The organism is Mycobacterium sp. smrl_JER01, assembly GCF_048513595.2.
Lineage (GTDB): Bacteria > Actinomycetota > Actinomycetes > Mycobacteriales > Mycobacteriaceae > Mycobacterium.
Genome location: NZ_JBLXXK020000001.1, coordinates 3436976 through 3455858 on the forward strand (window position 1 = coordinate 3436976; position 18883 = coordinate 3455858).

Here is an 18883-nt window from a genome sequence, read left to right on the forward strand (position 1 = left end):
CTACTTGCCCGCGAGCGCGTCGTCCGCTGTCCTCGCCGCGGTGTCGAGTGCCGCTTTCGGCTGCTCCCCGCCGAGCATCACCGACACGATGGCGTGTCCCAATGCTTCGGAGATCACCGGGTATTGCTCCACCGTCGGTCGCGCCTTCTCGACATTGGCGAGATTCTCCACGAAAACACCGACTCCGGGCAGCTTTTCGTCCAGTTGGGCCACGAAGGCCGGATCGTCACCGACGGACATTCGCGTGGGCAGGTCGCCGGTGCCGAGGGAGAACGCTTTGACCTGTTCGGGGGCGGTGAGCCACTGCACGAAGTCGACGGCTGCCTGTTTGCGCTCGTCGCCGTTGTCGAACACCACCCAATTGTCAGGACCGGATATCGTCTGGTGTCCGCCTGGGGAGCCGGCAAAGGTGGGCATCACCTGCACGCCGTAATCGATGTCCGGCAGCGAGCTCAGGTCCCAGGGACCGGTGACCAGCATGCCGATCTTGCCGCTGTTCATCAGCTTGGTGCCGTTCTCGTTCGTGGTGTCCAGGTACAGCGACTTGTCGTCGACAGCCATCCGCTGCAGTAGGGTGAGCGCGTTCACGCCGGCTTCGGAATTGAACACCGCCTGCTCGTTGTCCTGCGAGAGCAGGTCACCGCCGGCCTCCCACAGCATCGGAACGTAGTGCCACACGGTGTCCTCGCTGCCGTCAGCGGGAATCAGCCAACCGTACTGGCCTTTGCCGGGATCGGTGAGCTTGGCTGCTGCGGAACGGAAGTCGTCCCACGTCCAGTCAGGTGTCGGAGGCTCGACGCCTGCCTCGGCGAAGAGCTGCTTGTTGTACACGATGGCGAGATTGTCCACCAGCGCCGGCACCCCGACCACTTTGCCGTCGACCGTGGCCGCCGCACGCTCGCCGGGATAGAAGTCCTCCCACTGCCATGCCGGATCGGAGACGTACGGCGACATGTCGACCAGCTGCGGTATCTGGGCGATGTTCGGTGACCACGACCCGAACATGTACGCGACATCGGGTGCGCTGTCGCCGCGGACGGCGGTCAGTACCTTTTGCAACACCAGATCGTTACTGGAATAGAGCTCTTTGACCCTGACGTCGGGGTGGTCGGTGTTGTACTGCGCGATCAGCGACGTGAAGACCTCCCCCTCGGTGTCCTGGAAGCCATGCCAGACCGCGATTTCGGTCGGACCCGACGATGCGGAATCACCACCGCCGCATGCTGTGAGAACGAGGGCAAGGATGGCCCCCAAGACAACGATCAGGCGGGGTCTCGTCATGGCTGATTCTCCTTCGTGGACGGGGTACGCAGGGTTTCGGGCAACAAACCTCCGTGCGCGGCGGTCAACTCGTCGCACAATTGCCAGATCTGGTCCACGGTCAGCGTCGCCGCGGTGTTGGGGTCGACCATGGCTGCCGCCCGTACGAGTCGCGGCGCTCCGTCGACCGCAGCCCGCACCGTCAGATCCACCGGCCCCAAGAAGTTGCGGTTGAGCGCCGCGCACTGCGGCGGCAGATCCCCGACCAGCATCGGGTGCGCCCCCAACGCGTCGAGCAGTGTGGGGACCTCGACCGCAAGCCCGTCAGGCAGGTTGGTGATGTGGCCGTTGTTGACGATGTTGGCTGCGATCACGCGGGGGGTGCCGGTTTCCAACGAATGGATCACCTGGGGTGCGTATTCGGTGGATCCGGTGTCGATTGCCAACTCCTGGGTGTGTGTCAGCGCCGATCGCACTCGTTCGTACTCGGCCAGGTTGGCTTCGCTGATCGCGACGTATTCACCGATATTGATCCGGAGCCGTTCGATCTCGTCGCGATGATGCAGGTACCAGGGCAGGTACTCGCTGCTGTGCTCGCTGGTCTCCGTCGGGTAGTAGCCCAGCCGCCGGTACATGTCGACCCGGACGCGCCGGCGCAACTCCGGGTCGGCAGCGATCCGTTCATCCAACAGCGGGTACAGATCCTGTCCACCACGCTCCCACCTCAGCACCCACGCCTGATGATTGACGCCGGCCGACCAGTAGGACACCTCGTCATAGGGGACACCGATGATCTCGCACAGGCCCACCATGGTCCAGTACACCGAATGGCACAGTCCGAGCACCTTGATGTCCGGGGCAATTCGGTGAAGATAGGTGACATTCATGGCCATCGGATTGGTGTAGTTCAGCAGCCACGCATCCGGGCAGACGTCCTGCATGTCACGAGCTATCGCCTCGAGCACCGGAAATGTCCTGAGCCCGCGAAAGATCCCGCCGATGCCGATGGTGTCGCCGATGGTCTGGTTCAGCCCGTACGTCGCGGGGATGGCGAAATCCCGCACCGTGGCCTCATGCATACCGACCTGAATCACGTTGATGACGTATGTTGCGCCTTCGAGAGCCCGGCGCCGGTCCAGCGAGGCTTCCACCCGGGGGTTGGTCCCGGTCTGGCGCGCCGTGGCGTGGGCGATCGCCTCCGCGGTCCGGAGGCGTTCGGCGTCGATGTCATGCAACACCACGCGCACCGACCCGAGCTCGGGGAACGACAAGATGTCACCGAGAAGCTCGCGGGTGAACTCGACGCTTCCGGCGCCGATGATGACGATGGTCGGTTTCACTTCGCCTCCATCCCGACCGACGCCGAAGGGGCGCCGACCGCGGGTGTAGGGGCCTCTCCACACTTCTCGTCGCTGTAGACCATGAGCGTTGACCCGGCCAGCGCCAGCACGATCCCGACCGCACCGTAGGGCGACGGTAACGTCTGATAGGCCGCCAGGGATACGACGATCGTCAGCGCGGGTGCCAGCGCGTTGGTGGTCGGCGCGACAACGCTGGCCTTGCCCCGGCTCAGCGCCATGACCAGGAACAGAGCGCCGACGGCATTGAGCAGTTGCGTACCCGCGGTCAATACCGGTGCCTGCCAAGGAAAGTCCAACGGGATGCCGCCGAGCGACCACAGCGCGACCGGGATCAGGGCGATCGCGCTGATCGCCATCCATCCGAACGTGGTCGCTTCGTTGACCCCTATGGTGGCGGTCTTTCGCATGAAGTACGCCTGCACTCCCCAGGCGAAGCAGATCAGGATCGCCAGCGGCAACCACGGACCGGTGGACCCGTCGGGGGATGCGTCGGTGACACTGAACAGGATTATGGCCGCCAGCGCGGCGACCAGGCCGACGCCGGCGAGCCTCGAAACACGTTCGCGCAGCAGCACCATGGCCATGATGACGGTGATCGCCGGCGAGATCGACACGATCGGGAAGATCAGGTAGGCCGGACCCAAGGTCAGCGCCTGGAACAACAGGAGTTGACCGCCTGCGCCGGTCAGACCGATCAGCAGTCCGTAGATCGTTGCCTGCGGTCGGCGGTCGAATCGCTGACCGCGTAGCGCGAACAGCGCCGGAATGATCATGGTCAGCGCCCAGACGCTGTAGATCATCTCGTCGGGATAGCCGTACTTGGTCGCCGGCAGTGCGGAGAACGCTCCCCACACGCCCCAGAACAGGATCAGCAGAGCGGCGTAGAAGATCCAGCTACGGCTGGTCTTCACGCTGGGATCGGTCGTCATGACATCGCCTCGCAGGATATGAGTCGTGCAACAGCAGTGGTGGGCAGTGGACTGCCGCTGCGCTTTGCGGCATATAGGGCTGCGCCGACAGCCGGATCCAGAAGCGGCGACTGCAGGTCGAATGTGGCGGGCAGTTGCTCCAGAGCTCGCCGGAACATCTGGAGGAATCCGGGATCGCAGAACATGCCGCCGGAGTAGGACACCGGGACGCGGTCGTTCTCGTCGTAGCCGATCGACACGCGCGTCGTGTCGACGAGCAACGCCAGCTCGTCGCAGGCGGCTGCGACGATGCCCTGCGCAACGCGATCTCCGTGGGCAGCGGCGGCACACACCGTTGTCGCCAGCGCCGCGATGGAGCCCCGGTTGCCGCCCCACTGTTCGATGACCAAGCCCACCGCGTCCAGATCGCTTGTCACCGACAGGCGGTCTCTGACCAGCGCATACAGGGGACTGCGCGGTAGCCTGCCGTCACTCATCCGGCTGAACGCGTTGAGGCCTTGCGTGGCAACCCAGTACGCCGAACCCTCGTCACCGAACAGCTCGCCCCAGCCGCCGACGCGCCGACCCGTGCCGCGCAGTTCGCCGTAGGTCATCGATCCCGTACCGCAGATGACGTTGATGCCGTCCTCACCGGCCAGCGAACCCGCCCATCCGCATACCATGTCGTTGGCGCAGAGGTACCGCTCGTGGCCGAGCGCGTGGCTGGGCACCGCATCCAACTGCTCGAGATCGGCGCTGGCTTCGCCATACCCGGGAAGCCCGATGAAGGCGAAGTCGATGTCGCGAGCAGCTAAGCCGCCCTCGCCGCAGACCTGGGCAATGCCTTGCTGTATAACGTCTTCCACGACATCGATGCCGTGCCCGAAGTAGTAGCTACTCGCTCCTGTGGCCCGCGCCAGAACTGCGCCGTGATGATCGATCAGCGCGAACGCGGTTTTGGATCCCCCGCCGTCTACTCCCAGATATACGGCCATCTCAACTCACCTGCCCATCGGGTAGATCGTCACACCGCGCACGACTCGACTCACTTCGCCTGCCGGAAACGGGTTGTCCGGCGCTTTGCCATACTCCAGCGCGGTGAACAACGCCAGATACTGGGCGAATACCAGGTAGGCCAGAGCCACCGTCGAGTCGTCGAGGCCGGTCAGGCCTGGCAGCACAATAGCGGGGCCATGGTCTCCGGGCGCCGGCTCGACACCCAGCACCACGACGCTTTCGGTGCCCAGCTGTGCGCGGATCTCGGCGACGATGTCGAGGTCGTAGCGGCGGGTGTAGGGATCGGCGGACAGGAACACCACAGCGAGGGTGTCAGCGTCGAGTACGGATTTGGGTCCGTGCCGGAAGCCCAGTGGGGAGTCGAAGTAGGTGACCACCTCCCCCGCGGTCAGCTCGAGAAGTTTGAGGGCGGATTCGCGCGCCAGACCGGTCAGGGGACCGCTGCCGAGATAGACGATGCGCTGCTTCTTCGCCTGCGCCAGAGATCGAATGGCATCCTGGCCGTCGATGACGCTCTGCGCCGCCTGCGCGAGCGCCTCGGCGTCGCAGGTTTCGGTGTCACCGAGCAACAGAAGGCAGGACAGCATCATCGATGTCAGGCTCGACGTCATCGCAAACCCGGCGTCGTTGGTGCGCTCCGGCATGCACACGACACGCGATTGCCCCCGGCCGGTGTGCGCGCGGGCGAGCCGGCCGTCCCGGTCACACGTAAAGACCAGATGCCACACGCTATCGATGAGTTCGTCGGCGAGTTCGGTTGTCGCGGTGCTCTCCGGGCTGTTGCCCGAGCGGCCGAATGAAATCAGCAACGTCGGCGTTCGGCGCTCCAGATGATCGAGCGGGCCGGCGACGATGCTGGTAGTGGGGATGGCCTCCACTCGACGCTTGAGGTGCCGACGCAGTGCCGGCGCTACGATGCTGCCTGCGAAGGCCGAGCTGCCGGCCCCGGTGAGAATGACCCTGAGATCCGGCTGTTCCAGAATGCCCTGCAAGAACCGGGTGGTCTCGTTGTCTTCCCCGGCGGCGATCTCACGCCACGCGTCGGGTTGCTGCGCGATCTCGTGAATCGTTGCGCCGCCACGGTCTTGGGCGGGAATGGAGGTGGTCATCGGGCCTCTTCATTGTTCAGACAAGCTCGGGCGTAGGGGCGGAGGGCATCGCGGACCCGGTCGATCACAAGTCCATGCGGGTCGGCGTCGAGCCGGCCGGCACGCACCCGCTGGTACTGAACGGGAAGGTGCTGACTGAGCAGGGGCATCGGGATACCGGTCCGTCGAAGGTTGGTCAGCAACGCAACCCGGGCCGCTTCGACCTCGGGATCGGGCCAGTAGTAGCGGAGTCGATCGCTATAGCTGTACCGCCGGGCGGTGCGTGTGGCCTGCGGTTCCCCGTCGACCCGGTAGTGAGACTCCCAGTGGGCGGGTTCGGCGAGCATCCGGCGTTCGATGACATCGGGTAGTTCTGAGCGAGCAGATGGTGCGACGATCTCGGCTTCGATCGCGGCCAGGGCGAACAGCGCCTCCCGCATCGCGAAGGTCAGTCCCGGTCCGACCTTCAGGATCGCCCAGTGACCTTCGACGAGTTCGGCGAGCTGAGCCGGGCGCTGGTAGTCGGTCGAATGCGCTTCGAAGACGAGGTTTTCCTCGTCGTCGAGAACTCGCCTGAGGTCGACGGTTGCGCCGTGGTCATAGTCGAAGACCGAGAGGTGGTCGAACTCCACCCCGGGTTGTACGACGAGGGCGATGATCCGCGGCCAGACACGGTCGAGTCCGAGTGCGGCGAACGCCGATCGGTGCGCGCCCAAGGTCCTTCGCGCGTGATCGGCCGAAGTCGGAGTCAATGAGCTCAGCGTCTCGTGTGCGCCACCGGGGACGGGCACCTCGGTACCGATCACATAAACCGGACCGCCGGCACCGGCGCGCCGCGCGGAGTCCTCGGCGACACGCAGGAGTCTCGCCGACCGGTGCGCCACCACTTCGTCGGACAGCCTCGGTGGGTCGTCGGCACAGGGCATACTGCAGTCGAGATGGATCTTGGCAAAACCGGCCTCGACGTAGGCGGCAACGAGCACCTCGGCGTGTGCCATCGCCTCTTCGGCCGGCCGGCTCTGCCACCGGTTGGGTCCGAGATGGTCGCCGCCGAGTACCACGCCGTCCCTGGGGAATTCGCATTGGTCGGCGATCGCGAGAACGTGATCGCGGAAATCACCCGGACGCATCCCGGTATATCCACCGAACTGGTCGACCTGATTGGACGTCGCCTCGATCAGGACGGCGGTGCCATCCGCGTCGGCTTGTTCGATGGCAGCTCGGACCACGGTGGGGTGGGCCGAGCACACCGAATAGATTCCGACAGGCTCTCCGGACTTATGTCGTTGGATGGTCCGCAGCAGCGGATTCGCGGCAGGAAACTCGTGCCCCGACCGGGCCTCGGGGTACGCCGACGCCCGCATCATGCGCCCGTCCTCGACGTCGGTTCCGGCGATCGGGAGACCGTTCGGCAGAGCGCCTCGACCGCACCACCGATCGCGTGCCGGGCTGCGCTCAGATACGGTCGCGGATCGACCGAGGGTTCGGCGCCGCAGAGAACCTCTCGGATCGCCCCGGTGTATGCGATGTTGAGTGCGGTACCGACGTTGAGCTTGCGGATACCCGCTTCGGCGGCTGCGCACAATTGATCGTCGGACACCCCGGATGAGCCGTGCAGCACAAGCGGCACAGGCACTTTCGAGGCCAGTCGGCCGATCAACTGGTGATCCAGGCGGGCGGCTCGGGTTGTCATCGCGTGGGAGCTGCCCACAGCCACCGCCAGCGCGTCCACGCCGGTGGCCGCGACGAACGAGGCGGCCTCGTCGGGATCGGTTCGGGTACCGAGGTCGTGGGCGTTGGCCTTGCCACCGATTTCTCCGAGTTCGGCCTCCACCCACAACCCGGCGCCGTGTGCGGCGGCGGTGAGCTCGCGGGTTCGCTCGACATTGCCCCGGTAAGGCAGGTGGGCCGCATCGATCATGATCGAGCTCGCGCCCAGCCCGGCCGCTGTGTTGATCGCCTCATGAAGCAGAGCAACGTCCTGGAAGTGATCCAGGTGGATCGCCAGGGGCGCCGACGAAGCGGCAGCGATCTGGGCGCATGCGGTGACCAGCGGCGCGATCCGGCCTCCGTGGAACCGCACGGTGTTCTCGCTGATCTGCAAAACCGCTGCCGCAGCTGCCTGTTCGACACCTTCGGCGACACCTTCGGCGTGTTCGAGCGTAATGACGTTGAACGCCAAGGTCGCGGTTCGGTCCGCAGCAGCCTGGGCGACGAGATCGGCTGTGCTGGCGACGGTCATCGTGTCGCTCGAGCGACGGTGGTCACATCCGGCATTCGTCGATCATGGGAAGATCGCTCATACCGCGCAACAGAAGCGCCCGAAGCGATCATCAAAACTGATCGTTTTTGCGGAGTCAGAGGAGTGAGATGTCGTCGATCAAGCGCACTGACCGCATGCGGGAAGTGCTGTCCATCCTGCGGGATCGCGGCGAAGTCGCGCTGAACGAACTGCGCGACGATCTCCACGTCTCGCTGGCGACGTTACGGCGCGATCTGACCGAGCTCGAAGAGCAGGGACTGCTGGTGCGGACCCATGGCGGGGCCCGCGCTCGCCACCCGGGCAGCAGTGAAATCCCGGTCCGCTTACGCGATCACCGGACGGTTGCCATCAAGCGGCGCATCGCCCAACATGCCGCGGCTTTGGTACCTCCCGGCCCTCAGTCCGTTGCGCTGACCGGAGGGGTGACCACCGGCGAGGCGGCGCGGTCGTTGAAAGGCAGACCGAATATCACCATCGTGACCAACTCGCTCACGATTGCAGCAGACTGCGCGGTCGACGCCCATATCAAGGTCATCATGACCGGCGGTCTGGTGCGCGCCAACTCCCTGGAGGCGGTGGGCCCGATGTCCGAACACGCCTTTCAGGTCATCACGGTCGGCACCGCGATTCTGGGCGCCGATGGCATGTCCGCCGGTGTGGGCGCGACCACGTTCGACGAAGCGGAGGCGCGCACCGCCATCGCCATGGCCGCCAACGCCCAACGGGTTGTCGTCGCGGTAGACGGCTCGAAGATCGGCAAGGTCACGCTGGCGAAGATGGCCACCCTGGATCGAGTGGATCATCTTGTCACCGACTCCACCGCCGACCCGGACGAACTGGAACGCATCGCGCAGTACGGCGTACGGGTGCATATCGTCGATGTTCTCGACGTGTGAGCGCTCCTCGCTACAGGTACTGACCCAGGTTCGACTCGGTGTCGATGGCCCTGCTGGCACTCGAGGACTTGCCGGTGACCAGCGTGCGGATGTAGACGATCCGCTCGCCCTTCTTGCCCGAGATCCGGGCCCAGTCGTCGGGGTTGGTCGTGTTGGGCAGATCCTCGTTCTCGGCGAACTCGTCGACGATCGAGTCCAGCAGGTGCTGGATGCGCAGACCCGGTTGCCCGGTTTCCAGCACCGACTTGATGGCGTTCTTCTTGGCTCGGTCCACCACGTTCTGGATCATCGCGCCGGAGTTGAAGTCCTTGAAGTACATGACCTCTTTGTCACCGTTGGCGTAGGTGACCTCCAGGAATCTGTTGTCGTCGATCTCGGCGTACATCCGGTCGACGACCTTCTCGATCATCGCCTTGATCGTCAGGCTGCGGTCACCGGAGAATTCCGCGAGATCGTCGTCGTGGATCGGCAGATCCTCGGTGAGGTACTTGCTGAAGATGTCCTGCGCCGACTCGGCATCCGGCCGCTCGATCTTGATCTTGACGTCCAGCCGGCCGGGTCGCAGGATCGCCGGATCGATCATGTCCTCACGGTTGGAGGCGCCGATCACGATGACGTTCTCCAACCCCTCCACACCGTCGATCTCACTGAGAAGCTGTGGCACCACCGTGGTTTCGACGTCCGAGCTGACGCCGGTCCCGCGGGTGCGGAAGATCGAGTCCATTTCGTCGAAGAACACGATCACCGGGGTACCTTCGGAGGCCTTCTCTCGGGCCCGCTGGAAGATCAGCCTGATGTGCCGTTCGGTCTCACCGACGAACTTGTTCAGCAGCTCCGGACCCTTGATATTCAAGAAGTAGCTCTTCGCCTCGCGGGCGTCGTCGCCGCGAACCTCGGCCATCTTCTTGGCCAGCGAGTTGGCCACGGCCTTGGCGATCAACGTCTTGCCGCATCCGGGCGGGCCGTAGAGCAGCACCCCCTTGGGCGGGCGCAACGAATACTCCCGGTAGAGCTCCTTGTGCAGGAACGGAAGCTCGACCGCGTCCCGGATCTGCTCGATCTGACGACCCAGGCCGCCGATGTCGTTGTAGCTGACGTCGGGCACCTCCTCGAGCACCAGATCCTCGACCTCGGCCTTGGGAATGCGTTCGAACGCATAGCCGGCCTTGGTGTCGACCAGCAGCGAGTCCCCGGGGCGCAGCTTGCGGGGCCGGTCGTCATTCGCATCGTCGTCGTCGGCGTAGGACCCCTCGGGCAGATGCTCAGCGGCCACCAGCGGCTCGGCCAGCCACACGATGCGCTCCTCGTCGGCATGGCCGACGACAAGCGCGCGGTGCCCGTCGGACAGGATCTCGCGCAGCGTGCTGATTTCGCCGACCGCCTCGAAATGACCCGCCTCGACCACGGTGAGGGCCTCGTTCAGACGGACCGTCTGACCCTGCTTTAGTTCCTTGGTGTCGATGTTGGGCGAGCAGGTGAGGCGCATCTTGCGGCCGGAGGTGAACACATCGACGGTCTCGTCGTCCTGCACGGAGAGCAGCACCCCGTAGCCGCTGGGCGGCTGTCCGAGCCGGTCCACCTCTTCGCGCAGGGCCAGCAGCTGCTGACGCGCTTCCTTGAGGGTGTCCATGAGTTTCGCGTTGCGGGCGGCCAGCGAGTCGATCCGCGCCTCCAGCTGGTGCACGTCGCGAACACTGCGCGCAGCGCCCGTCGAGCCGGCCGCATTCGCCAGCTGCTCGCGCAGGACCGCCGCCTCCCGGCGAAGTTGTTCGAGCTCTGCCGCATCTTCTCTGGACAGTCTGCTCTCGGGGGATGTCCCAAAGACTTCAGAGGCTTCAGAACGCTCGGACTCACTCATGTTGCGCTCCTCTCCCACACCGGATGTTGGTGCGGTAACAACTTCAACGCTACCGGCGATTCAGTCATTGTGTGCGCTGTAGGAATTCGACACACCAGCAACACTGTTAGCCTCTGGAGATCAGTCGGCCGAACGGAAGGACAGCCGTGACCCTGAAAACCCTCGTCACCAGCCTCACCGCTGGGGCAGCAGCGGCCGCCACACTCGGCGCTGCCGCCGTGGGTGTGACCTCGATTGCAGTCGGTTCCGGAGTCGCCGCGGCGTCGCCGGCCGGCTTGGGCGCCCCGCTGCCTGCCGCACCGGCGCCCGAACTGCAAGGTGCGCTGGTGTCGACGTTGAGCGCGTTGTCCGGACCAGGTTCCTTCGCCGGCGGTAAGGCCACCTACGTCCAGGGAGGTCTGGGCCGGATCGAGGCCCGAGTGGCCGACAGCGGCTACAACAACGCCGCCGCGAAGGGCTACTTTCCGCTGAGCTTCACCGTCGCCGATATCGACCAGAACGGACCGGTGGTGACCGCCAACGTCACCGCGGCGGCTCCGACGGGCGCGGTGGCAACCCAGCCGTTGACGTTCATCGCCGGCCCGAGCCCGACCGGATGGCAGCTGTCCAAGCAGTCCGCGCTGGCGCTGATGTCCGCGGTGGGTTGATTCCCAGACCTCTCCTGACCCGCAGCGCCGCCACGATCGTGGCGGCGCTCGGGCTTGGTGGGTGCAATCAGGCCGAGCATCCGGCTGTCACCGCCACCCAGCCGCCGCCCACGGTGGCCGAGGCGACGTCTGCGCCGGCGGTCCCGATCCCCGATTCCCCCGGCGGACCTCCGCTGCCCGCGCCGGGCGCGCTGATCGAGGTGATGGCCCGGTTGTCCGACCCGGCCGTCCCGGGTGACCAGAAGATCACACTGATCGAAAATGCCGGCCCCGGCGAAGCCGCCGGACTGGATCGCTTCGTGGCGGCGCTGCGGGACAACGGTTCGCTACCGCTGGCCTTCGAGGCCCGCGACCTCGCGTGGTCACCGTCCGCCCCGGGCAATGTCGTCGCCACCGTGATCATCACCCCTGCTCAACCGGGGCGCGGCCAGTTCACGTTCCCGATGGAGTTCGCACCGGCGGCCGGAGGCTGGCAGCTCACCCGAGACACCGCCGGTCTGCTGCTGGAACCCGACGACACCGCCCGGCCGGCACCACCGCGTTGACCATGTGGGTCGGCTGGCTCGAGTTCGACATCCTGCTCGGCGACGTGCACTCGCTCAAGCAGAAGCGTTCGGTGGTTCGCCCCATCGTCTCCGAGCTGCGCCGCCGGTTCAGCGTTTCGGCTGCCGAAGTGGGCAACACCGATCTGCACCGGCGGGCCGGCATCGGGTGCGCGGCCGTCGCCGGGGACCGGGCCCACGTGGTCGAGATCCTCGACGCCGCCGAACGGTCTGTGGCGGCGCGACCGGAGATCGAACTGTTGTCGGTGCGCCGCGGACTATCGCGCAGCGACGACTGAGCGCGGCTGCTTGCCGACTGGATCAGACCTGCTGTTTGCGGCGTTTGAGCGGGGTCGGGGTGATGGTGCCCGGCGCCAGCCGTCGCGCCGAGATCAGGAACGCAGTGTGTCCCCGCATGTTGTGTTCGGGACGGACCGCCAGGCCTACGACGTTCCAGCCGCGTTGCAGCGTCTCCCAGGAACGCGGCTCGGTCCAGCATTGCTGCTCCCGCAGCGCCTCGACGGTTTTCGACAGCTGCGTGACTGTGGCCACATAGATCATCAGCACCCCGCCGGGGATGAGCGCGGTGGCGACCGTGCCCAGCACCTCCCACGGCGCCAGCATGTCGAGCACCACCCGGTCGACCTGCAGCTCGGTGCATACGTTCAGGTCCGCGATCACCAGGTCCCAGTTGTCGGGGCGCTCCCCGAAGAACGTGCTGACGTTGCGCTCGGCGTGTACGGCATGGTCGTCGCGCACCTCATAGGAGGTCACCCGCCCGGTGGGACCCACAGCGCGCAGCAGCGAGCAGGTCAGCGCGCCCGAACCGGCGCCGGCTTCCAGGACGTGTGCACCCGGGAAGATGTCGCCCTCGTGCACGATCTGTGCAGCGTCCTTGGGGTAGATCACCTGGGCGCCGCGCGGCATGGACAACACATAGTCGACCAGCAGCGGCCGCAAGACCAGGAACTGGTCACCGTTGGTGGACTTCACGACGCTGCCCTCGGGCAGCCCGATGACGTCGTCGAACGCAATGATCCCGCGGTGTGTGTGGAACTCGCCACCGGGTGTGAGCAGCATGGTGTAGCGCCTGCCCTTGGCGTCGGTGAGTTGGACTCGATCGCCTACGTCGAACGGGCCGGTGTTGCGCACAGCTGATCAGCCTGCCAGCAGACGCGCCGCCGCCGACGTCCGGGTTGCCCGCAATTGTCCGACCGCAGCCCTAGTCTCGATTGCATGACCGAGCCGTCGACACCGGTGCGCCGCCCCGCACTCTCGCCGTCGCGCGCCAGTGACTTCAAGCAGTGCCCGCTGCTGTACCGCTTCCGCGCCATCGATCGGCTGCCGGAGCCCTCGTCGGCCGCTCAGGTGCGCGGCACGCTCGTCCACGCCGCGCTGGAAGATCTCTACCGGCTGCCCGCCGCCGACCGGGTACCGGAGACGGCGGCGTCGCTGGTCACTCCGGCGTGGGAGCGGGTGCTGGCCGAGCGCCCGGGGCTGGCCGACGACATCGAGCCCGGCCTACGGGCCGAGCTGCTGGAGCAGGCGCGGGCGCTGCTGTCGGGCTACTACCGGTTGGAGGATCCGACCCGCTTCGACCCGCAAAGCTGCGAACAGCGCATCGAGGTGCAGCTGTCCGACGGCACCCTGCTGCGCGGGTTCGTCGACCGCATCGACGTCGCACCGACCGGCGAGGTGCGGGTCGTCGACTACAAGACCGGCGTGGCTCCGCCGGCGGCCCGCGCCCTGGCCGAGTTCAAGGCCCTGTTCCAGATGAAGTTCTATGCGGTGGCGCTGCTGCGGTCGCGCGGTGTGCTGCCGACCCGGCTGCGGCTGCTCTACCTCGCCGACAGCCAGGTGCTGGATTACTCCCCGGGGCTCGAAGAGCTGCTGCGCTTCGAAAAGACATTGATGGCAATGTGGAAGGCGATTCAATCCGCGGGCGCCACCGGCGACTTCCGGCCGAATCCGTCCCGGCTGTGCGACTGGTGCGCGCACCGAGCGCACTGCCCGGCGTTTGGCGGCACTCCCCCGCCCTACCCCGGCTGGCCCGAGATCTTCGATGACGGGGACCCTGACGCGGTGCTCAGAGTGGACCCGGCCGCGTGATCGAATGCCTGTTCCGCCGGCTGTCCGGCGCGGCACTCGAGGACGGCTTCACCGTCTTCGGGTCGACCGACGGCACCCGCAGCAACTGGGATCCGCAGATTCAGCACGGCTCGCCGCCGCTGGCACTGTTGACCAGGGCCGTCGAGGAACTCGCCGCCGGCAGTGGGTTGCGTGTCGGACGGCTCGCCCTCGACATCCTGGGCGCGATACCGGTTTCGACGGTCCGGGTCCGGGCCTGGGTGGAGCGTCCCGGCGCGCGCATCTCGATGATGATTGCTGAGATGCTCGCCGACCGTCCGGACGGCACCCGCCGCGCCGTCGCCCGCGTCACGGCCTGGTTGTTGGCGCCCAGCGACACCAGCGACGCCGCGACCGACCGGTACCCGCCGCTGGTGGAAGGCGAGGCGATGACGGTCGCGCACCCGTGGGAGGGTGCGCCGGGCTATCTGGAGACGGTCAGTTGGCGCAGACAGTTCAGCGCGGACGGTGACGCCGCCGTCTCGTGGCTCTCCCCGCTGGTGCCGCTGGTGGATGCGGAGCCGACGACGCCGCTGCAGCGTTTGGCGATGGTGGTCGATTCGGCGAACGGCATCGGCGCCGCGGTCGATCCTGGGCGGTTCGTGTTCATGAACACCGACACGGTGGTGCACCTGCACCGACTGCCCGAAGGCAACGACTTCGCGCTGCGCGCCCGCGGGTCGATCGGCCCGGACGGGGTCGGCGTCACGACGGCCGAGATCTTCGACCGCGCCGGCTTCATCGGGACGAGCGCCCAGACGCTGCTGGTGCAGCGGCGCGGATGATCGACGAGATCCGCCGCCAGTTCGAGCTCGGCTGGGCGCTGACCGCACTGCACCTGGCGTCTCTGGTCGAGGCCGACTTCCTCTGGGAGCCTGCCGAATTGTGTTGGACGGTGCGGCCTGACCCCGGCGGGCAGTGGCGCGCGGATTTCGCCGAGGTCGAACCCGATCCCGTTCCGGTGCCGACGATCGCGTGGCTGACATGGCACATGGACTACTGGTGGAGCGCTGCGCTCGCCTCGATGCACGCGCGGCCGCTTCCCGCCCCGACCGAGGTGCTCTGGCCGGGAAACGGGCCCGCCGCGGTGGCACGCCTGCACGAGCTTTCAGCCCAATGGCGAGAGGTGTTGGCGGCCACCACTGTTGAGCGCCTGGCCGAACCGGCTGGCTTTCCGTGGGGCATGGCCGAGGACCGTACGGTCGGCGACTCGGTGCTGTGGGTGACCGTCGAACTGACCAAAAACGCCGCGGAGATCGGCCAGTTGCGGCTGCTACGCGCCGCCGGGGCCTGACCCGCCGGCGTCATCACCCCGAGTGGGCCAGGGACTTCCTGTCCTCGTCGGCGAAGGTGTCCTCCAGATGCAGCGGCGAGTAGTCCACGTCGATCTCGCCCAGCGGTCGCCCGCGGGCGCTGCTGATGGTTCCGAAGCGACGCATCCCCTTGTCCGCGGCGTACTGCTGGAACTCCTCCATCTTCAGGTTGAACGGAACCTCGTCGTACAGGGCGAACCCGTCCTCGGTGTTGCGCAGCGCCAACGGGATCAGCTCGTTCATCCGCGACTCGAACACCGCCCAGTTCGCGTCGTCGGCGGCGACGTGGCGCCTGCAGGTGAAGGTGCCCCACGCCATGTGGCGCCGTTCGTCGTCGCCGATTCGGCGCACCAGCTCCTGCATGCCGGGCAGAATTCCGCGGTCCACGCAAATGCGGTGCCACGCATAGTATCCGGTGAGTGCCATCATGCCCTCGATGACGTGGTTGTAGGTGACCGAGGCGCGGACCTGAGCTGCCGGCGACGGGTCGGTGGCCAGCGCGTCGAGCGAGGCGGGCAGCTCTTCGTAGAACATCTGACAGTAGGCGGGAAGCTCGTCGAGGTACCCCTGCAGATCCTCGGTGATCCCGACCGCGTCGAGCCACATCCGGAACACCTGGGTGTGCTTGGCCTCTTCGAAGGCGAACTGCGTCAGATACATTTCGTCGCCGAGCCGGCCCTCGGCCCGCATCGCCGCCATGAACGGCTGGATGTCCTGGGTGACCGCTTCCTCGCCGGCGATGAACTCCGCGCACAGTCGGGCGGCCCAGTCGCGTTCCAGATCGGTCAGCGACTCCCAGTCGGCCCGGTCCTGGGAGAAGTCGATGTCGGCCGGGTCCCAAAATTTGGCGTTGCCGCCTGCGAACAGGCGCAGAGGCAAGCTGTCCCAGTTGAGGCCGCCTGCGGCCAGCGAGTCCGAACGTGTTCTAGCCATGTGACTGTGCTCCTCCGGGGGTTGCGGTTGTAAGAGGCTGGGGCGCGAAGGCCGCGGCCAGCACGGCGACGTACCGGCGGACCACGAGCGCCGGCTGATCAGGTGAGAGTTCGTCGAGTCCGAGAACCGGGTCCATCCCGCGCACGTAGGGCGCCAGCGCCAAATGGGGCAGCAACATCAGCAGTAGTGACAGCAGCGCGTCGATGTCGGAGTCGGAGCGCAGATCGCCGCGGTCCCGCGCGTCGTGCACCAGAGGTCGCAGCACCTCCAGATAGTGCCGATGCACGACCGCCCGCACGCTGACCCGAGCATCGGTGTCGACCTCGAAACTGGCCGCCGCGTGCAGCGCACGTTCCCGGGGATGCTCGGCGAAATAGGCGACCCACACGTCGAGCAGGTCGGTGAGGAACTCGAAGAACGGCCGGCGGGAATCGAGCAGCCGAATCTGATGCTCCATGTAGGACCGCACCCGTAGGCTGCCCACCTCGGTGATATGGGCGTATAGGTCGCGCTTGTCGGCGAAGTACTGGAACAGGCTTCCTTTGGCCACCCCGGCCCGGCGCGCAATGGTATTGAGGCTGCCGCCGGAGAATCCGTGTGCGGCGAACTCCGCCTCCGCGGCGGATACCACCGCTGCCCGACGCTCGGCACCGAGTCGAGACCACGTCACTGTCGGCATCGCGCCTCCAACGCTTGATGTGACCAGTGGTCATATTACTGTGACCCAAGCCACAGTCAAGAGGCGTGGCGCTCCGCCGGTTAGTCCAGTGGCTTGAGGTCCTGCAGCAAGGTCGGGACGAGTTCGCTGACCGTCGGGTGGATGTGCATGGTCCGCGAGATGGCGGTGTAGGGCAGCTTCGCGGTCATCACGTCGAGAATCAGATGTACGACCTCGTCACCGCCGACACCGAGGATCGCCGCGCCGAGGATCTCCTCGGTCTCGGCGTCCACGACCACCTTCATGAACCCCTGCGTTTCGCCCTTCTCCACCGCACGGCCGACCCGGGTCATCGGGCGCTTGCCCACCAGAGCTTTTCGACCGGATCGGCGGACCTCGTCAACGGTCATCCCGGCCCGCCCCAGCGGCGGGTCGATGTAGAGGCCGTAGGTGGTGACGCGGTCGCTGACCCGGCGCGGATCGTCGTCGAGCAGATTGGCCGCCACGATCTCGAAGTCGTTGTAGGAGGTGTGGGTGAATGCGCCGCGCCCGTTGCAGTCCCCCATCGCCCAGATGTTGTCGGCGGTGGTGCGAAGCTGATCATCGACGACGACATAGCCGCGGCTGTCGGTCTGCACCCCGGCCGTTTCCAGTCCGAGGTCGTCGGTATTGGGCAGCCGACCCACGGCGACGAGCAGATGGCTTCCGGCGATGGGTTGCGCACCGCGGCGTGGAGTGACAGTGAAGCCGTCGCCCTGCCTGGCGAAACTGATCGCGTCGGCGTCGAGGACGACGTCGATGCCCTCGGCTTCCAGAATCCCCTTGATCGCTGCCGAGACGTCCTCGTCCTCACGGCCGGTCAGGCGCGACCCCCGCTCGATGACAGTCACCGCCGCCCCGAACCGCCGGTACATCTGGGCGAACTCCAGCGCGATGTAGCTGCCCCCGATGACGACCAGATGCTCGGGCACCACCTCGAGATCGAGGATGCCGACGTTGGTCAGGTAATCGATGTCGGCCAGACCCGGCATGTCGGACACCACGGCACGGCCGCCGACATTGAGGAAGAACCGGTCGGCTTCCAGCAGCTGGCCGTCTACCCGAATGGTGCGCGGGCTCTCGAACCGGGCGTGCCCGCGGATCAGCGTGCACCCCGGCATACCTTCCAGCCAGGACTCGACACCTTCGCGGTCCCCGATGCTGATGCGGTCCTTGCGCGCCTTGACCGCAGCCATGTCGACGGTCACGGCGCCGGTGCCGATGCCGAAGTCACCGGCCCGGCGGGCCAGGTGGGCGGCGTGCGCGCTGGCGACCAGGGTCTTGGTCGGGATGCAGCCGTAGTTCACACAGGTCCCGCCGACCAGTTTGCGTTCGATCACCGCGACGGTCTGCCCGGCCCCGGTCAGCCGCCCGGCCAACGGCGGCCCGGCCTGACCGGCACCCACGATGATCGCGTCGAAGCGCTGCGGGGTTGACGTGGTCATGACGGCCCGGCCTACGAGACCAGGCTGACGAGGAAAGCCACGAGGAGTCCGCCGCCGACGGCGATGGCGTCTTCGATGAACGCGCCGGGCCTGTCATTGCCGTTGTTGGCCTTGGCCAGTCTGCTACGCAGTTCGGCACCGGCGAGGGTACCCAGGACGGCGCCGACCACGCCGGCGCCGGTGGCGCTGAACGTGTGGAAGAAAGCGCTGCCGATCACGGCGCCGGAGAACCCGCCGGTGATCAATCGGGCGATGAACTGTGCGGGCACCTTGCGACTCGGTGTCCTGGGAAGCTGGTCGGTGACCAGTTCACCGACCAGGAAGATGGTCAGCACCGTGACGGTGATCGGGTGGGATATCCACTCCGACCACTTGTCGGCGACGTCGATCCAACCCAACATCGCCCCCCACGCCACCACGGCCGGGGCCGTCATCGCTCGCGCACCGGCTATGACGCCGATGAACAGGGCCAGAACGAGAACGAGTACCTGGGTCACCGGACCTCCCGCCATGGATGGACATCCGGAC

General features: G+C 66.5%; 20 protein-coding genes. 7 read left to right on the forward strand and 13 right to left on the reverse strand.

Features of this window, described 5'->3' with window-relative positions; translation table 11 throughout:
- Genes ACNUDN_RS16200 through ACNUDN_RS16230 form a run of 7 tightly spaced genes read right to left on the reverse strand, consistent with a single transcriptional unit; the run spans position 1 to position 7876 of the window.
- Positions 1-1281 (reverse strand): ABC transporter substrate-binding protein, encoded by a 1281-nt coding sequence (locus ACNUDN_RS16200; protein ID WP_419122902.1) that lies wholly within the window; start codon positions 1279-1281, stop codon positions 1-3.
- Positions 1278-2600, reverse strand: a complete 1323-nt coding sequence (locus tag ACNUDN_RS16205; protein WP_419122903.1) for an alpha-glucosidase/alpha-galactosidase — start codon at positions 2598-2600, stop codon at positions 1278-1280. The genes ACNUDN_RS16200 and ACNUDN_RS16205 overlap by 4 nt, the downstream gene beginning before the upstream one ends.
- Positions 2597-3550: a DMT family transporter gene (locus ACNUDN_RS16210; protein ID WP_419122904.1), complete on the reverse strand. Its 954-nt coding sequence runs from the start codon at positions 3548-3550 to the stop codon at positions 2597-2599. The genes ACNUDN_RS16205 and ACNUDN_RS16210 overlap by 4 nt, the downstream gene beginning before the upstream one ends.
- Positions 3547-4524: an N-acetylglucosamine kinase gene (locus ACNUDN_RS16215; RefSeq protein ID WP_419122905.1), complete on the reverse strand. Its 978-nt coding sequence runs from the start codon at positions 4522-4524 to the stop codon at positions 3547-3549. The genes ACNUDN_RS16210 and ACNUDN_RS16215 overlap by 4 nt, the downstream gene beginning before the upstream one ends.
- Positions 4525-4530: 6 nt before the next feature.
- Positions 4531-5655 (reverse strand): SIS domain-containing protein, encoded by a 1125-nt coding sequence (locus ACNUDN_RS16220; RefSeq protein ID WP_419122906.1) that lies wholly within the window; start codon positions 5653-5655, stop codon positions 4531-4533.
- Positions 5652-7001, reverse strand: coding sequence for a D-tagatose-bisphosphate aldolase, class II, non-catalytic subunit (locus ACNUDN_RS16225; RefSeq protein WP_419122907.1), 1350 nt, complete (start codon positions 6999-7001; stop codon positions 5652-5654). The genes ACNUDN_RS16220 and ACNUDN_RS16225 overlap by 4 nt, the downstream gene beginning before the upstream one ends.
- The gene (locus tag ACNUDN_RS16230) at positions 6998-7876 is read right to left on the reverse strand and encodes a class II fructose-bisphosphate aldolase (RefSeq protein ID WP_419122908.1); all 879 of its coding nucleotides are present in this window, start codon (positions 7874-7876) and stop codon (positions 6998-7000) included. The genes ACNUDN_RS16225 and ACNUDN_RS16230 overlap by 4 nt, the downstream gene beginning before the upstream one ends.
- 128 nt (positions 7877-8004) lie before the next feature.
- Here ACNUDN_RS16230 and ACNUDN_RS16235 point away from each other — a divergent pair, with 128 nt between their 5' ends.
- Positions 8005-8793: a DeoR/GlpR family DNA-binding transcription regulator gene (locus ACNUDN_RS16235; RefSeq protein WP_419122909.1), complete on the forward strand. Its 789-nt coding sequence runs from the start codon at positions 8005-8007 to the stop codon at positions 8791-8793.
- Positions 8794-8803: 10 nt separating this feature from the next.
- Here the strand turns inward: ACNUDN_RS16235 and arc are convergent, their stop codons facing one another.
- Positions 8804-10651 carry a proteasome ATPase gene (gene arc, locus ACNUDN_RS16240; RefSeq protein ID WP_419122910.1) on the reverse strand — a complete coding sequence of 616 codons (1848 nt, stop codon included), beginning with the start codon at positions 10649-10651 and terminating at the stop codon, positions 8804-8806.
- A gap of 146 nt (positions 10652-10797) precedes the next feature.
- Between arc and ACNUDN_RS16245 the strand changes: the two genes are divergently transcribed.
- The 3 genes from ACNUDN_RS16245 to ACNUDN_RS16255 are packed head-to-tail and all read left to right on the forward strand — an operon-like array spanning position 10798 to position 12139.
- Positions 10798-11298: an MTB12 family secreted protein gene (locus ACNUDN_RS16245; protein WP_419122911.1), complete on the forward strand. Its 501-nt coding sequence runs from the start codon at positions 10798-10800 to the stop codon at positions 11296-11298.
- A complete protein-coding gene (gene lppK, locus ACNUDN_RS16250) occupies positions 11247-11843 on the forward strand; it encodes a lipoprotein LppK (RefSeq protein ID WP_498450160.1) in 597 nt (198 codons plus the stop codon). The genes ACNUDN_RS16245 and lppK overlap by 52 nt, the downstream gene beginning before the upstream one ends.
- 2 nt (positions 11844-11845) lie before the next feature.
- Positions 11846-12139 carry a DUF503 domain-containing protein gene (locus ACNUDN_RS16255; RefSeq protein WP_419122913.1) on the forward strand — a complete coding sequence of 98 codons (294 nt, stop codon included), beginning with the start codon at positions 11846-11848 and terminating at the stop codon, positions 12137-12139.
- A 22-nt stretch (positions 12140-12161) separates the two neighbouring features.
- On the opposite strand, the gene ACNUDN_RS16260 is transcribed toward ACNUDN_RS16255, so the two are convergent.
- Positions 12162-12992 (reverse strand): tRNA (adenine-N1)-methyltransferase, encoded by an 831-nt coding sequence (locus ACNUDN_RS16260; RefSeq protein WP_419122914.1) that lies wholly within the window; start codon positions 12990-12992, stop codon positions 12162-12164.
- An 84-nt stretch (positions 12993-13076) separates the two neighbouring features.
- Here ACNUDN_RS16260 and ACNUDN_RS16265 point away from each other — a divergent pair, with 84 nt between their 5' ends.
- Genes ACNUDN_RS16265 through ACNUDN_RS16275 form a run of 3 tightly spaced genes read left to right on the forward strand, consistent with a single transcriptional unit; the run spans position 13077 to position 15261 of the window.
- Entirely contained in the window at positions 13077-13949 is an 873-nt protein-coding gene (locus ACNUDN_RS16265; protein WP_419122915.1) for a RecB family exonuclease, read from the forward strand.
- Positions 13946-14752: a thioesterase family protein gene (locus tag ACNUDN_RS16270; RefSeq protein WP_419122916.1), complete on the forward strand. Its 807-nt coding sequence runs from the start codon at positions 13946-13948 to the stop codon at positions 14750-14752. Before ACNUDN_RS16265 ends, ACNUDN_RS16270 begins: the two co-directional genes overlap by 4 nt.
- Positions 14749-15261, forward strand: a complete 513-nt coding sequence (locus ACNUDN_RS16275) for a DinB family protein (protein WP_419122917.1) — start codon at positions 14749-14751, stop codon at positions 15259-15261. Before ACNUDN_RS16270 ends, ACNUDN_RS16275 begins: the two co-directional genes overlap by 4 nt.
- Before the next feature lie 13 nt (positions 15262-15274).
- Here the strand turns inward: ACNUDN_RS16275 and ACNUDN_RS16280 are convergent, their stop codons facing one another.
- From ACNUDN_RS16280 to ACNUDN_RS16295, 4 genes are all read right to left on the reverse strand, one after another.
- Complete coding sequence (locus tag ACNUDN_RS16280; protein WP_419122918.1) at positions 15275-16213, reverse strand: R2-like ligand-binding oxidase; 939 nt, start codon at positions 16211-16213, stop codon at positions 15275-15277.
- On the reverse strand, positions 16206-16892 hold the full coding sequence (locus tag ACNUDN_RS16285) for a TetR/AcrR family transcriptional regulator (protein ID WP_431960220.1): 687 nt from the start codon (positions 16890-16892) through the stop codon (positions 16206-16208). The genes ACNUDN_RS16280 and ACNUDN_RS16285 overlap by 8 nt, the downstream gene beginning before the upstream one ends.
- Positions 16893-16972: 80 nt before the next feature.
- A complete protein-coding gene (locus tag ACNUDN_RS16290; RefSeq protein ID WP_419122919.1) occupies positions 16973-18355 on the reverse strand; it encodes an FAD-containing oxidoreductase in 1383 nt (460 codons plus the stop codon).
- An 11-nt stretch (positions 18356-18366) separates the two neighbouring features.
- A complete protein-coding gene (locus ACNUDN_RS16295) occupies positions 18367-18852 on the reverse strand; it encodes a DUF4126 family protein (RefSeq protein WP_419122920.1) in 486 nt (161 codons plus the stop codon).
- Positions 18853-18883 lie beyond the last annotated feature (31 nt).